At 72.9% G+C, this 13,582-nt stretch carries 12 protein-coding genes; 9 read left to right on the top strand and 3 right to left on the bottom strand.

Going from position 1 to position 13,582, the window contains the following annotated elements:
- Positions 1-40: 40 nt before the first annotated feature.
- From zwf to tkt, 3 genes are all read right to left on the bottom strand, one after another.
- On the bottom strand, positions 41-1,582 hold the full coding sequence (gene zwf / locus WFH32_RS10715; RefSeq protein WP_336707374.1) for a glucose-6-phosphate dehydrogenase: 1,542 nt from the start codon (positions 1,580-1,582) through the stop codon (positions 41-43).
- A gap of 148 nt (positions 1,583-1,730) precedes the next feature.
- Positions 1,731-2,870, bottom strand: a complete 1,140-nt coding sequence (gene tal, locus WFH32_RS10710; protein WP_336707373.1) for a transaldolase — start codon at positions 2,868-2,870, stop codon at positions 1,731-1,733.
- Between the two features lie 90 nt (positions 2,871-2,960).
- On the bottom strand, positions 2,961-5,123 hold the full coding sequence (tkt, locus tag WFH32_RS10705; protein ID WP_336707372.1) for a transketolase: 2,163 nt from the start codon (positions 5,121-5,123) through the stop codon (positions 2,961-2,963).
- Between the two features lie 414 nt (positions 5,124-5,537).
- On the opposite strand from tkt, the gene WFH32_RS10700 reads away from it, so the two are divergent.
- The 9 genes from WFH32_RS10700 (at position 5,538) to WFH32_RS10660 (ending at position 13,513) form a co-directional block, all read left to right on the top strand.
- The gene (locus tag WFH32_RS10700) at positions 5,538-6,536 is read left to right on the top strand and encodes a heme o synthase (protein ID WP_318244185.1); all 999 of its coding nucleotides are present in this window, start codon (positions 5,538-5,540) and stop codon (positions 6,534-6,536) included.
- Positions 6,537-6,587: 51 nt separating this feature from the next.
- Entirely contained in the window at positions 6,588-7,613 is a 1,026-nt protein-coding gene (xerD, locus tag WFH32_RS10695) for a site-specific tyrosine recombinase XerD (RefSeq protein WP_336707370.1), read from the top strand.
- A gap of 200 nt (positions 7,614-7,813) precedes the next feature.
- The gene (locus tag WFH32_RS10690; protein WP_246857926.1) at positions 7,814-8,650 is read left to right on the top strand and encodes a ParA family protein; all 837 of its coding nucleotides are present in this window, start codon (positions 7,814-7,816) and stop codon (positions 8,648-8,650) included.
- Positions 8,634-9,836 (top strand): segregation and condensation protein A, encoded by a 1,203-nt coding sequence (locus WFH32_RS10685; protein WP_442946327.1) that lies wholly within the window; start codon positions 8,634-8,636, stop codon positions 9,834-9,836. Before WFH32_RS10690 ends, WFH32_RS10685 begins: the two co-directional genes overlap by 17 nt.
- 11 nt (positions 9,837-9,847) lie before the next feature.
- Positions 9,848-10,615, top strand: a complete 768-nt coding sequence (gene scpB, locus WFH32_RS10680; protein WP_336707368.1) for an SMC-Scp complex subunit ScpB — start codon at positions 9,848-9,850, stop codon at positions 10,613-10,615.
- On the top strand, positions 10,612-11,574 hold the full coding sequence (locus WFH32_RS10675; protein ID WP_138824506.1) for a pseudouridine synthase: 963 nt from the start codon (positions 10,612-10,614) through the stop codon (positions 11,572-11,574). Before scpB ends, WFH32_RS10675 begins: the two co-directional genes overlap by 4 nt.
- Before the next feature lie 87 nt (positions 11,575-11,661).
- Complete coding sequence (aroH, locus tag WFH32_RS10670; RefSeq protein ID WP_191796853.1) at positions 11,662-12,024, top strand: chorismate mutase; 363 nt, start codon at positions 11,662-11,664, stop codon at positions 12,022-12,024.
- Positions 12,021-12,815, top strand: coding sequence for a (d)CMP kinase (locus WFH32_RS10665; protein ID WP_336707366.1), 795 nt, complete (start codon positions 12,021-12,023; stop codon positions 12,813-12,815). The genes aroH and WFH32_RS10665 overlap by 4 nt, the downstream gene beginning before the upstream one ends.
- Complete coding sequence (locus WFH32_RS10660; protein WP_336707364.1) at positions 12,812-13,513, top strand: lysophospholipid acyltransferase family protein; 702 nt, start codon at positions 12,812-12,814, stop codon at positions 13,511-13,513. The genes WFH32_RS10665 and WFH32_RS10660 overlap by 4 nt, the downstream gene beginning before the upstream one ends.
- The last annotated feature ends 69 nt before the right edge of the window (positions 13,514-13,582 follow it).

Genomic DNA, 13,582 nt, shown 5'->3' with positions numbered 1-13,582 from the left:
CCGGGGATCCGGGACAGGCGGGAGATCGGTGCGGTCGCGGTCACGGTCGCCGCCAGGTGCGACCGTCGCGGGCCATCATCTCGTCGGCCGACCCGGGGCCCCACGTCCCGGAGCGGTAGGCGTCCGGCGTGCCCTTGGACTCCCAGTACGCGGTGATGGGGTCGAGGATCTTCCAGGAGAGCTCGACCTCCTCGTGGCTCGGGAACAGCGGTGGGTCGCCCAGCAGGACGTCGAGGATGAGGCGCTCGTAGGCCTCGGGGGAGGACTCGGTGAACGCGTGCCCGTAGCCGAAGTCCATCGTGACGTCGCGGACCTCCATGGCGGTGCCGGGGACCTTCGCGCCGAAGCGGATCGTGACGCCCTCGTCGGGCTGGACACGGATGACGAGCGCGTTCTTGCCGAGCTCGGACGTCGCGGAGGACTCGAACGGCAGGTGCGGGGCCGACTTGAAGACGACGGCGATCTCCGTCACGCGCCGGCCCAGGCGCTTGCCCGTGCGCAGGTAGAACGGCACCCCGGCCCAGCGGCGGTTGTCGATGTCGACGCGGATCGCGGCGAACGTCTCGGTCGTGGAGTCGGGCGAGATGCCGTCCTCCTCGAGGTACCCGACGACCTCCTCGCCGCCCTGCCACCCGGCCGAGTACTGGCCGCGGGAGGTGTGGCGTCCCAGGTCGCGCGGGAGGCGCACGGCCGAGAGCACCTTGAGCTTCTCGGCCCGCAGCGACTCGGCGTCGAACGACACGGGCTCCTCCATCGCGGTGAGCGCGAGGAGCTGGACGAGGTGGTTCTGGATGACGTCGCGCGCGGCGCCGATCCCGTCGTAGTACCCCGCGCGGCCCCCGATGCCGATGTCCTCGGCCATGGTGATCTGCACGTGGTCGACGTAGTTCGCGTTCCAGATGGGCTCGTAGAGCTGGTTGGCGAACCGCAGCGCCAGCATGTTCTGGACGGTCTCCTTGCCCAGGTAGTGGTCGATGCGGAAGACCGAGTCGGGGTCGAAGACCTTCGAGACCACGTCGTTGAGCTCGCGAGCGCTGTGCAGGTCGTGACCGAACGGCTTCTCGATGACCACGCGCCGCCAGGCGTCCTCGCTCGAGCGCGACAGGCCCGACTGCGAGAGCTGCTCGCAGACCAGCGGGAACGCGCTCGGGGGGACCGACAGGTAGAACGCGTGGTTGCCGCCCGTGCCGCGCTCCTTGTCGAGGCCCTCGACCGTGGCGCGCAGGCGCTCGAACGCCTGCTCGTCGTCGAACTCGCCCTGGACGAACCGGATGCCCTCGGCGAGCTGCTTCCAGGTCGCCTCGCGGAACGGCGTGCGCGCGTACTGCTTGACGGCGTCGTGGACGACCTGGGCGAAGTCCTGGTCCTCCCAGTCGCGCCGGGCGAAGCCCGTGAGCGCGAAGCCGGGCGGGAGGAGCCCGCGGTTGGCGAGGTCGTACACGGCGGGCATGAGCTTCTTGCGGGCGAGGTCGCCCGTGACACCGAAGATGACCAGGCCGCAGGGCCCGGCGATGCGGGGGAGTCGAAGGTCACGCGGGTCGCGCAGCGGGTTGTGCTCTGCGCTGATCTTTGCCGGTCTCAACTGATGTCACCGTTCTCGTCGGCGTGGGCTGGAATGGTCGAAAGGTCCGTCCTGCGGACCGGGATAGAGCCTAGGCGGTGGTCGGGGCGTGCCCGGAGGACGTCCACGACCGTGTCGACCGTCGCGGGCCAGGAGCGAAGGGCGCGGGTCACGACGCGTCGCCGGCCGCGCGGGCCAGGCCGTCGTCGACGGTCGCGAGCAGGTCGGACCAGCTCGCCTCGAACTTCTCGACGCCCTCGTCCTCGAGGCGCTGGGTGACCTCGACGAGCGAGACGCCGAACGACTCGATGGTCTCGAGGACCGAGCGCGAGGCCGTGTACGTGCCCGCGACGGTGTTCCCGAGCACGACGCCGTGGTCGGCGAACGCGTCGAGCGTGGCCTGCGGCATGGTGTTCACGACGCCCGGGGCGACGAGCTCGTCGACGTACATGGTGTCGCGGTAGTCGGGGTTCTTGACGCCCGTCGAGGCCCACAGGGGGCGCTGCGGGTGGGCGCCAGCGGCCTCGAGGGTGCGCCAGCGGTCGGTCTGGACGACCTGCTCGTAGGCCTCGTACGCGAGCCGCGCGTTGGCGATCGCGGCGCGCCCGCGCAGGTCGTGGGCCTCGGGGGTCCCGATCGCGGTCAGGGCCGAGTCGACGGCCGAGTCGACGCGCGAGACGAAGAACGACGCGACCGACGCGATGCGCGTCACGTCGTGCCCGGCGTCGCGCGCCTGCTCGACGCCGGACAGGAAGGCGTCCATGACCTGGCGGTAGCGGGCGAGGGAGAAGATGAGCGTCACGTTGACGCTGATGCCCTGCGCGAGGGTGCGCTCGATCGCGTCGAGCCCTTCGACGGTCGCGGGGATCTTGATGAGGACGTTGGGGCGGTCGACCGTCTGCCACAGCCGGACGGCGGTCGCGACGGTCGCGTCGGCGTCGCGCGCCAGGCGCGGGTCGACCTCGATCGACACACGGCCGTCGACGCCGTCGGTCGCGTCGTACACGGGGCGCAGGACGTCGGCCGCGGCGCGCACGTCGTCCGTCGTGATCCGCTCGACCGCGGCCTCGACGTCGGTCCCGGCGGCGGCGAGCTCGGCGAGCTGCGCGTCGTAGGCGTCGCCCTTCGCCAGGGCGCCCGCGAAGATCGTGGGGTTGGTCGTGACGCCGACGACGGCGCGGGAGGTGGTGAGGTCGGCGAGCCCGCCGCTGCGCAGCCGTTCTCGGGAGAGGTCGTCCAACCAGATGGAGACACCTGCCTCCGACAGCTCGCGGACGGGTGCTGGTGCTGCGCTGTGGTGCACGGTCACGGTTCTCCCTCTCGTCGTCTGGCGTCCGTCCTCACGGACGTCCCAGGAGGGGGCGGGCGAGACCCGCCCCCTCCTGGAATCTACGGATGGTCAGAGCTGGTCGCCAGTGCCACCGACCGAGGGGATCGCCACACCGCCGGGAGCCGCGCCGGTGCGAGCGGACTCGATCGACTCCTTCGCGGCGGCCGCGACGGCCTCGGACGTGATCCCGAACTCGCGGTAGAGGATCTTGTAGTCCGCGGACGCGCCGTAGTGCTCGAGGCACACGGAGCGGCCGGCGTCGCCGACCAGGTCGCGCCAGCCCTGGGCGATGCCCGCCTCGACCGAGACGCGGGCCTTGACGGCGGCCGGGAGCACGCTCTCGCGGTACTCGGGGCCCTGCGCGTCGAACCACTCGCGGCTCGGCAGCGAGACGACGCGCGCCGCGATGCCCTCGGCCGCGAGCTGCTCGCGCGCCTCGACCGCGAGCTGGACCTCGGAGCCCGTGCCGATGAGGATCACGTCGGGCGTGCCCTCGGTGTCGAGCAGCACGTAGCCGCCCTTCGCGGTGCCCGAGGCGTCGGCGAAGCCGTCCGTGCCGCGGGGGAACGTCGGGACGTTCTGGCGGGTCAGGATGAGGCCGGCCGGGCGGTCGGTGTGCTCGAGGATCGTGCGCCAGGCCCACGCGGTCTCGTTGGCGTCCGCGGGGCGGACGACGTCGAGGCCGGGGATGGCGCGCAGCGCGGCGAAGTGCTCGATGGGCTGGTGCGTGGGGCCGTCCTCGCCCAGGCCGATCGAGTCGTGCGTCCAGACGAACGTCGACGGGATCTCCATGAGGGCCGCGAGGCGGACCGCGGGACGCATGTAGTCGGAGAACGTGAGGAACGTCCCACCGTAGGCGCGGGTCCCGCCGTGCAGGACGATGCCGTTGAGGATCGAGCCCATGGCGTGCTCACGGATGCCGAAGTGCAGCGTGCGGCCGTACTCGTGACCGGGGAACTTCTTGGTCGCGTGCTCGGCGGGCACGAACGAGGGCTCGCCGTCCATGGTCGTGTTGTTCGAGCCGGCGAGGTCGGCCGAGCCGCCCCAGAGCTCGGGCAGCGTGTCGGCCAGGGCCGAGAGGACCTTGCCCGAGGCGGCGCGCGTCGCGACGTCCTTGCCGGCCTCGAAGGTCGGCAGGGAGTCGGTCCAGCCGGCCGGCAGCTCGCGGGCCTCGAGGCGCTGCAGGAGCGCGTGCCCCGCGGGGTTGGCGACCTTCCAGGCCTCGAACGCGGTGTCCCAGCGCTCGCGCAGCTCGGCGCCGCGCTCGCCCACGGCACGCGTGTAGGCCAGGACCTCTGCGGGCACGTCGAACGTCTTGTCGGGGTCGAGGCCGAGCTCGATCTTGAGGCCGCGGATCTCGTCGGCGCCCATGGCCGAGCCGTGGATCCCGCCGGTGTTCTGCTTGGTGGGCGAGGGCCAGCCGATGATCGTGCGCAGCGCGATGATCGAGGGCTTGCCGGTCTCGGCCTGCGCGGCGGCCACGGCCGCGGCGAGCTCGTCGACGTTCTCGGCGTAGCCCGTGCCGCCCTGGGTCCAGTCGACCTTCTGGGTGTGCCAGCCGTAGGCCGCGTAGCGCGCGAGGACGTCCTCGGTGAACGCGATGTCGGTGTCGTCCTCGATCGAGATCTTGTTGTCGTCCCAGATCACGATGAGGTTGCCGAGCTGCTGGTGGCCCGCGATCGAGGAGGCCTCGGAGGTCACGCCCTCCTGCAGGTCGCCGTCCGAGGCGATGACGTAGACGTGGTGGTCGAACGGGCTCTCGCCGGGGGCCGTCGACGGGTCGAGCAGGCCGCGCTCGCGGCGGGCCGCCATGGCCATGCCGACCGAGGACGCGAGGCCCTGGCCGAGGGGTCCCGTAGTGATCTCGACGCCGTTGGTGTGCTTGTACTCGGGGTGCCCCGGGGTCTTGGAGCCCCACGTGCGCAGCGCCTCGATGTCCTCGATCTCCAGGCCGTAGCCGGCGAGGAAGAGCTGGAGGTAGATCGTGAGCGACGAGTGGCCCGCGGAGAGCACGAACCGGTCGCGGCCGACCCAGTGCGAGTCGGCGGGGTCGTGGCGCATGACCTTCTGGAAGAGCAGGTACGCGGCGGGGGCGAGGGAGATCGCGGTCCCCGGGTGGCCGTTGCCGACCTTCTCGACGGCGTCCGCCGCGAGGGCCTTGACGGTCTTGACAGCCTGGTCGTCCAGGGGGGACCACTCGAGGGGCTGGTTGGCAGGAACGAACGCGTTCACCGGACCTCTTTCCCGTCCGGAGCCTGGCCCCGGATCATCGTCGGAACAACAAAGATCAACCGATGAACTATTCCGTCGCACGCACCCGGTCGCTCACAGGCGGAGCGGGGGGCCGGGCAGGCGACCGGCCGGTCGCGACGGTGGGTGCCAGGGGTCGGAGCCCTCGGGGTGCCCACCGGGGCACCAGGCCGTCGGTTGCTCCACCCAGCCTATACGTGGACCCCCGGACGGCGCCCTGCCCCGCCCACCACGTGGATTTCGGTCGGATCTCACACTTTTGTACGAGCCGGAGGGCGGCGGCGGCGAAGGGGTCGACGTAACATAGGACGGATGTCCAGCGGGTCGGAGCCGACACGCACCGACTGCCGGACGACGCCCCCCAGCTTTCCTCGCCAGAACGGAACCCCGAAGCGCGTGCACACCACGAGCCAGGCACCGATCGACGAGACGGGTCTTCCGTCTCGTGCTGCCGCGACCGCGCAGGTCGCCGGACAGCCCCGGGTCGCCGCGGACGGCAGCGCCGTCGCGGGGATCCGCAGCACGATCGGCGCGTACATCGCCCTGACGAAGCCTCGCATCATCGAGCTCCTGCTCGTGACGACGCTGCCCACCATGATCCTCGCCCAGGGCGGTTTCCCGGACTTCTGGCTCGTCGTCAAGACGCTCGTCGGGGGCACGCTCGCCGCGGCGTCGGCGAACGTCTTCAACTGCTACATCGACCGCGACATCGACGAGCTCATGAACCGCACCAAGCGGCGTCCGCTCGTCACGGGCGAGATCTCGCCGCGCGCCGCGCTGGTCTTCGCGACGGCGCTGGGCGTGGTCGCGCTCCTGTGGTTCGCGCTGCTCGTCAACGCGCCCTCTGCCTGGCTCACGTTCGCAGCCATCGCGATCTACGTCGTGGGCTACACGATGATCCTCAAGCGCCGCACGCCGCAGAACATCGTGTGGGGCGGCATCGCTGGCTGCATGCCGGTCTTCATCGGCTGGTCCGCGGTCACGGGCTCGCTCAGCTGGTCCGCGGTCGCGCTGTTCCTCGTGATCTTCTTCTGGACGCCGCCGCACTACTGGCCGTTGTCGATCAAGTTCAAGAAGGACTACGCGAACGCGGGCGTCCCGATGCTCCCCGTCGTCGCCGACAACCGCAAGGTCGCCCGCGAGATGATCGGCTACACGGTCGCGATGATCGCCTCGTCGCTCGCCCTGTGGTGGCTCGCGCCCATGACCTGGGTCTACGGCGTGGTCGCGATCGGCCTCGGTGCCTGGTTCCTGGCGCTGTGCGTCATGATGCTGCGCCGGGCCAACGACCCGACCAAGGGCAAGCTCGGAGCCATGAAGGTCTTCCACGCCTCGATCACGTACCTGACCCTCCTGTTCGTCGCGGTCGCGGTCGACGTGTTCCTCCCCTTCTGACGGCCGGCCCGGGACCCACGGGATGATCGTGCGACGAGCAGCCGGTGCGCGATGACGCGCGCCGCCGCGGGGAAGCCCGCGCTCGCCGTCGGGCCTGACGGCGTGGACGGGACCGCGGCCCCGGAGAACCAAGGGCCCGCGCCCCTGCCCGTGGCGCTCGACCGCGCCGTGCGCGAGTACCTCGCGCACCTGACGGTCGAGCGCGGGCTGTCCCAGAACACGGTCGCGGCCTACCGGCGCGACCTCGCCCGGTACGCCGCCTACCTCGCGGCCCGGGGCCGCGCGGAGCCCGCCGACGTGACACCGGCCGACGTCGCGGAGTACGTCACCACGGTCCGCACGGGGTCCGACGGCGCCGCTCTCCTCTCGCCGTCGTCGACGGCCCGCTCGGTGGCCGCGGTGCGAGGCTGGCACCGCTTCTGCGCGCTTGAGGGGCACACCGACTCCGACCCGTCGGCCGAGGTGCGCCCGCCCGCGCAGGGCAAGCGGCTCCCCAAGGCCATCTCGACCGAGGAGGTCGAGGCCATCCTCGAGGCCGCCGGTGCAGGGGAGGGGCCGGGACCGCTGCGGGACCGTGCGCTGCTCGAGCTCGTCTACTCCACGGGTGCCCGCATCTCGGAGGCCGTGAGCCTCGACGTCGACGACCTGGACCTGGGCTCGGGGGCCGTGCGGCTGTTCGGCAAGGGCGCCAAGGAGCGCGTCGTGCCCGTGGGGTCGTTCGCGGTGCGCGCCCTCGACGCGTACCTCGTGCGGGGGCGCCCGGCGCTGTCCGCGACGGGACGCGGGACGCCCGCGGTGTTCCTCAACACGCGCGGCGCGCGCCTGAGCCGCCAGAGCGCGTGGGCGGTCCTGCGCACCGCGGCCGAGCGCGCGGGCCTCGACCACCCCGAACGGATCTCGCCCCACACGCTGCGCCACTCGTTCGCGACGCACCTGCTGGCGGGCGGCGCCGACGTGCGTGTCGTCCAGGAGCTCCTGGGGCACGCGTCGGTCACCACGACGCAGATCTACACGCTCGTGACGCGCGAGACGCTGCGCGAGGTCTACGCGTCGGCCCACCCGAGGGCGCTGGGCTGACCCTCGGCGCGTCGCGCGGGTTCGCGCCACTCCGGCGCGTGCACGCGTCCCGCGCGAGCCCCTGGGGTACCGTGGCGGACGTGAGCAGCCAGGCCCCGAGCGAGATCCAGGACGCCGCCGGACCGTACGACGCACGCGTCGCCACGGCCGCGGGCGCCGCCGACGGTGGTGCGTCCGTCGCACCCGACAACGCCCCCCGGATCGATCCGGTCGGCCGCGAGATCCCCGACTTCCCCGTGCCGGCGCAGCTCGCCACGCACGGGCCGGGGCGCATCATCGCGATGTGCAACCAGAAGGGCGGGGTCGGCAAGACGACCACGACCATCAACCTGGGCGCGACGCTGGCCGAGTACGGGCGCAAGGTCCTGCTCGTCGACTTCGACCCGCAGGGGGCCGCGTCGGTGGGCCTGGGCGTCAACCCGCACGAGCTCGACCGCACGGTCTACAACCTGCTCATGGAGCGCGGTGCGGACATCCGTGAGGTCATCGTCCCCACGGCCGTCGACGGGCTCGACGTGCTGCCCGCGAACATCGACCTGTCCGCGGCCGAGGTCCAGCTCGTGGGCGAGGTCGCGCGCGAGTCGGTCCTCGCCAGGGTCCTGCGCCCCGTGCAGGACGAGTACGACGTGATCCTCGTCGACTGCCAGCCCTCCCTGGGCCTGCTGACCGTCAACGCGCTCACCGCGGCGCACGGGGTCCTCATCCCGCTCGAGTGCGAGTTCTTCGCGCTGCGCGGTGTCGCGCTGCTCGTCGAGACCATCGAGAAGGTCCGCGACCGCCTCAACCCGCGCCTCGAGGTCGACGGGATCCTCGCGACCATGTTCGACTCGCGCACCCTGCACTCGCGCGAGGTCGTGGCCCGCGTGCACGAGGCCTTCGGCGACAAGCTCCTGCACACCGTGATCGGGCGGACCGTGAAGTTCCCCGACGCGTCGGTCGCGGCCGAGCCCATCACGGTCTACGCGCCGTCCCACCCGGGTGCGGTCGCCTACCGTCAGCTCGCCCGCGAGCTGGTCGCCCGTGGCGACGCTGCCTGACACCGCACCGGTGGCCACCCGGGCCGCCGACCCGCAGGACCTGCAGCCCGCCCCACCGTCGACCGACGCGCAGGACGCCACGGCGACACCTCCAGCGGCCCCCGCGACCGACCGGAACGGCAACCCCGCGTTCGAGGTGCACCTCGAGAACTTCTCGGGCCCGTTCGACCTCCTGCTCTCGCTCATCGCGAAGCACAAGCTCGACATCACCGAGATCGCTCTCGCGCAGGTCACCGACGAGTTCATCGCGTACATCCGCACGGCCGAACGCCTCGCGCGCGAGGCCGAGGAGGCCGCACGCGCCGAGGCAGGCCAGCTCCCGCCCGACGGCGGCGCGCCCGTCGCCCGGTCCCGTCGCCCCCGTCCGGGGCGGGACGGGCACCCCGGCTGGGACCTGGGCACCGCGAGCGAGTTCCTGCTCGTGGCCGCGACCCTGCTCGACCTCAAGGCCGCCCGACTGCTGCCCACGGGCGACGTCGAGAGCGCCGAGGACCTCGAGCTCCTCGAGGCCCGCGACCTCCTGTTCGCCCGGCTCCTGCAGTACCGCGCCTACAAGCAGGTCTCCGCGGTCATCGCGGACCGGCTCGCGACCGAGGGACGCCGCTTTCCGCGCATCGTCCAGCTCGAGCCGCACCTCGCGGCCCTGCTGCCCGAGCTCGTGTGGAAGCTCGGCCCCGACCAGCTCGCGGCGCTCGCGGCCAAGGCCATGGAGCCCAAGGCGCCACCGCCGGGCGTGTCCCTGACCCACCTGCACGCACCCGCGGTGAGCGTGCGCGAGCAGGCGGGCATCGTCGTCGGGCTGCTGCGGCGCGAGGGCGCGGCCTCGTTCCGCGTGCTCGTCGCGGACGCGGGCGAGACGCTCGTCGTCGTCGCGCGCTTCCTCGCGCTGCTCGAGCTGTTCCGCGAGGGGCTCGTCGCGTTCGAGCAGGTCGAGGCGCTCGGCGAGCTCACGGTCCGCTGGACGGGCAGCGACGGCGCGGAGGGCGAGGACGGCGGTGCGCTCGCCGCCGTGGGCGGGGAGTTCGACGCCGAGGACGCCGAGGACGCCGAGGACGCTGCTGACGACGCCGAGGACCCAGGTGCCGCCCCCGACGCGGTGGTGGGCGACGAGGCCGACAGCACTGGCGTCACCGGCACCGTCGCCCCGGCGGCGGACGCGCACCCCACGACACGGACGGACCCATGAACGAGGAGAGCATGACCCAGGACACGGTGGACGGCGCCGACCCCGCGGACACCGCCGACGCGCAGGCCGCTGGGGGTCGGGCGACCGAGGACGACGCCCTGCCCACGTTCAGCGCCGAGCACCTTCCCGGCGGGGCGCTCGCCGCGCTCGAGGCGGTCCTCATGGTCGCCGACGAGCCCATCCCCGCGGTCCAGCTCGCGACCGCGCTCGGCCTGCCCCAGCGCGAGGTCGAAGACCTGCTGGGTGAGCTGTCGGCCGAGTACCGCGGCGAGCTGGGCGGGCGCCCCCGCGGTTTCGAGCTGCGCCAGGCGGGCGGCGGGTGGCGCGTGTACTCGGCGCCGGTGTTCGCGGACGTCGTCGGGCGCTTCCTCCTGGAGGGCCAGAGCGCGCGCCTGACGCAGGCCGCTTTGGAGACCCTCGCGGTCGTCGCGTACCGTCAACCGGTCACGCGCGGCCAGATCTCGGCCGTGCGCGGCGTGAACGTGGACGGCGTCGTACGGACGCTGACGACCCGCGGGCTCGTCGCGGAGGTCGGCCAGGATCCCTCGACGGGTGCGGTCCTGTACGGAACCACGGGATACTTCTTGGAGCGCATGGGCTTCTCGTCGCTCGACGAGCTCCCCGCCCTCGCGCCGCACCTGCCGGACGTCGACTCGATCTTCGACGCCGCCGACAGCACACTCGGAGCGTCCGGGGGTGGGAGCGACCGCGCACAGCCGCGGTCGCTGGCCCTGCCCACAGACGCTCGACCCAGCACGAACGACGAAGGAACATCATGAGCAGCGCACGCGAGGGTGGCCGACCGGCCGCCCGAGGACAGCGGTCCGAGAACTCCTCGGGCACCGGTCGACCGGGCAGTGGCCACGCAGGCGGTGGCCGGCCGGCAGGTCAGCGCTCCTCGGCCCCCCGCTCGGGCGCGGGTCGCGGGTGGGCGGGCGACCCGCAGGCGGGCAAGAGCAAGCCGCCGCGTCGCCCCGCTGCCCCCAAGGGCCCGCAGCGCGACGTGCACGTCGCCGACGGCGTGCGCCTCCAGAAGGTCCTCGCGACCGCAGGCCTGGGCTCGCGCCGTGCGTGCGAGGACCTCATCGCCGCGGGCCGCGTCGAGGTCGACGGCGTCGTGGTGCGCGAGCTCGGCGTGCGCGTCGACCCCGAGAAGGCCGTGATCCACGTCGACGGCATGCGGGTCCAGCTCGACCAGTCGCTCGTGACGATCGCGCTCAACAAGCCGCTCGGCGTCGTCTCCACGATGCACGACCCCGAGGGCCGCCCCGCGCTCACGCAGTTCGTCGCGACGCGCCCCGAGCGCCTCTTCCACGTCGGGCGCCTCGACGCCGACAGCGAGGGCCTCCTGCTCCTGACGAACGACGGCGAGCTCGCCAACCGGCTCTCGCACCCCAAGTACGAGGTCTCCAAGACCTACCTCGTGTCGGTCGAGGGCCGCGTCGCGGGCAACGTCGCGAACAAGCTGCTCCACGGCATCGAGCTCGAGGACGGCCCGGCCAAGGTCGACCGCTACCGCGTGGTCGACACGACCCCGCAGGCCAGCATGGTCGAGGTCGTGCTCCACGAGGGCCGCCACCGCATCGTGCGCCGCATGTTCGAGGAGCTCGGCCACCCCGTGACCCGGCTCGTGCGCACCCGCATCGGGTCGATCCACCTGGGCAACCTGCGCCCCGGCGCGACCCGCGTCCTGGGCCGCACCGAGCTCGGCACGCTCATGAGCGAGGTCGGGCTCTAGCAGCCCTCCCGCCCCGGGAGGCGCGTCTTCACGCGCTCCCGGGGCGGCGCTACGCTCGACCCGACCCTCCCGTACGAAGGAGTACCCATGCCCGTCCGGGCCATCCGGGGCGCCACGCAGCTCGACGTCGACGAGCGCGAGCACCTCTTCGACCGCACGCGCGAGCTCGTCCAGGCCGTCCTCGACGCCAACGAGATCGACACCGCGTCGCTCATCTCGATCTTCTTCACCTGCACGCCCGACCTCGTCGCGGACTTCCCGGCCGCCGCGGCCCGCGAGATGGGGCTCGGCGACGTGCCCCTCATGTGCGCGGTCGAGATCGGCGTGCCCGGGGCGCTGCCCCGCGTGGTGCGGCTCATGGCGCACGTCGAGATCGACGTGCCGCGGGCCGACGTCCAGCACGTGTACCTGCACGGAGCGACGTCGCTGCGCAAGGACCTGGCCCAGTGAGCGCGGACGGTACCCGTGCCGAGGGGCGCGGGCTGGTCGTCGCGATCGACGGGCCCTCCGGGTCCGGCAAGTCGAGCGTGTCGCGGGCCGTCGCGCAGCGCCTCGGAACCGCCTACCTGGACACGGGCGCGATGTACCGCGCCGCGACCTGGTGGTGCCTCGAGGAGGGCGTCGACCTCGCCGACCAGGCCGCGGTCGCCGCGGCCGTCGACGTCATGCCGCTCGTCATGGGCATCGACCCGGCCGCGCCGACCGTGCACGTCGACGGCACCGACGTCGGCGAGGCGATCCGGACCACCGAGATCTCCACGGCCGTGAGCGCCGTGGCCACGAACCTCGCGGTCCGCGCCGAGCTGCGCCGCCTGCAGCGCGTCATCATCGCGGCAGAGTCGTCCACGGCGTCGACGTCGTCGACGCCCTCGGAGAGCGCTGACACGAGCTTCTCCGGGGGGCGCGGCATCGTCGCCGAGGGGCGCGACATCACGACCGTCGTCGCGCCCGACGCCGACGTGCGCATCCTGCTCACCGCGAGCGAGGAGGCGCGCCTGGCCCGCCGCTCGCTCGAGGTGCACGGCGCCGCCGACGCGGCCGCGGTCGAGGCCACCAAGGACCAGGTGCTGCGCCGCGACCGCGACGACTCGACCGTCTCGCAGTTCCACGTCGCGGCCGACGGCGTCGTGACGGTCGACTCGTCCGACCTCGACTTCGAGCAGACCGTTCAGGCCGTGCTCGACGTCGTCGAGCACGCCACGGCCACCACCGCCGCGGGGGGCGAGGGGACCGCTCGGTGAGCACCCCGCACGTCCCCTCTCCCACCGGGCCCGCCTGGTCCCGGTGGGTGGGGCGCTTCCTCGCGCGCGTGATCTGGGACACCCACGTGGTCGGGGCCGAGCACGTCCCCGCCACCGGACCCGTCCTGCTCGCCGCCAACCACACGGGCCTCGTCGACGGACCCCTCGTGCTGGGCGTCGCCCCCCGGCCCCTGCACGTCCTCGTCAAGGAGGAGATGTTCGTCGGGCCGATCGGATGGATCCTGCACGCGGCCGGGCAGATCCCCGTCGATCGCCGCGGCGGACGATCGGCCCTCGTGACGGCGCTCGCGGTCCTGCGGCGCGACGGAGGAGTGGGCGTGTTCCCCGAGGGCAACCGCGGGCGCGGCGACGCCACGTCCGCGCGCGCCGGCGTGGCCTGGCTCGCGCTCAACGGCCACGCGCCCGTGGTCCCCGTCGCGGTGCTCGGCACGCGCCGCACCGGCGACGGCGTCAACCGCATCCCCGGGTTCCGTCGCCGCCTGTACGTCGAGTTCGGCACGCCGGTCGTCGTCTCGACGGCCGACGGCGTGCGCGGCAAGGCCGCCCTCGACGCCGCGAACGAGCAGATCCGGGCCGCGCTCGCGACGCTCGTGACCGGCGCCGTGGGCCGCTCGGGCATCGCGCTGCCGGTCGACGGACCCGAGCGCCTCGTCCCCGGAGGACGCCCCGCGCAGTGACGTCGTGCACTCCGGGCGTGTCGCGCACGGTCCTCGTTCGGAGAACTGCCCGGTTGCTGGGAGAATGGT

The sequence above is a fragment of the Oerskovia sp. USHLN155 genome (assembly GCF_037145535.1).
GTDB lineage: Bacteria > Actinomycetota > Actinomycetes > Actinomycetales > Cellulomonadaceae > Oerskovia > Oerskovia rustica.
The sequence above is the reverse complement of the archived record's forward strand: the minus strand, read 5'-3'. Positions and strand labels throughout refer to the sequence as shown.

What these genes read in the sequence shown, in the direction of transcription:
- WFH32_RS10675 (WP_138824506.1), top strand. Translation starts at nt 10,612, where the DNA reads ATGAGCAGCGCACGCGAGGGTGGCCGACCGGCCGCCCGAGGACAGCGG.
- scpB (WP_336707368.1), top strand. Translation starts at nt 9,848, where the DNA reads ATGACCCAGGACACGGTGGACGGCGCCGACCCCGCGGACACCGCCGAC.
- xerD (WP_336707370.1), top strand. Translation starts at nt 6,588, where the DNA reads ATGACGCGCGCCGCCGCGGGGAAGCCCGCGCTCGCCGTCGGGCCTGAC.
- aroH (WP_191796853.1), top strand. Translation starts at nt 11,662, where the DNA reads ATGCCCGTCCGGGCCATCCGGGGCGCCACGCAGCTCGACGTCGACGAG.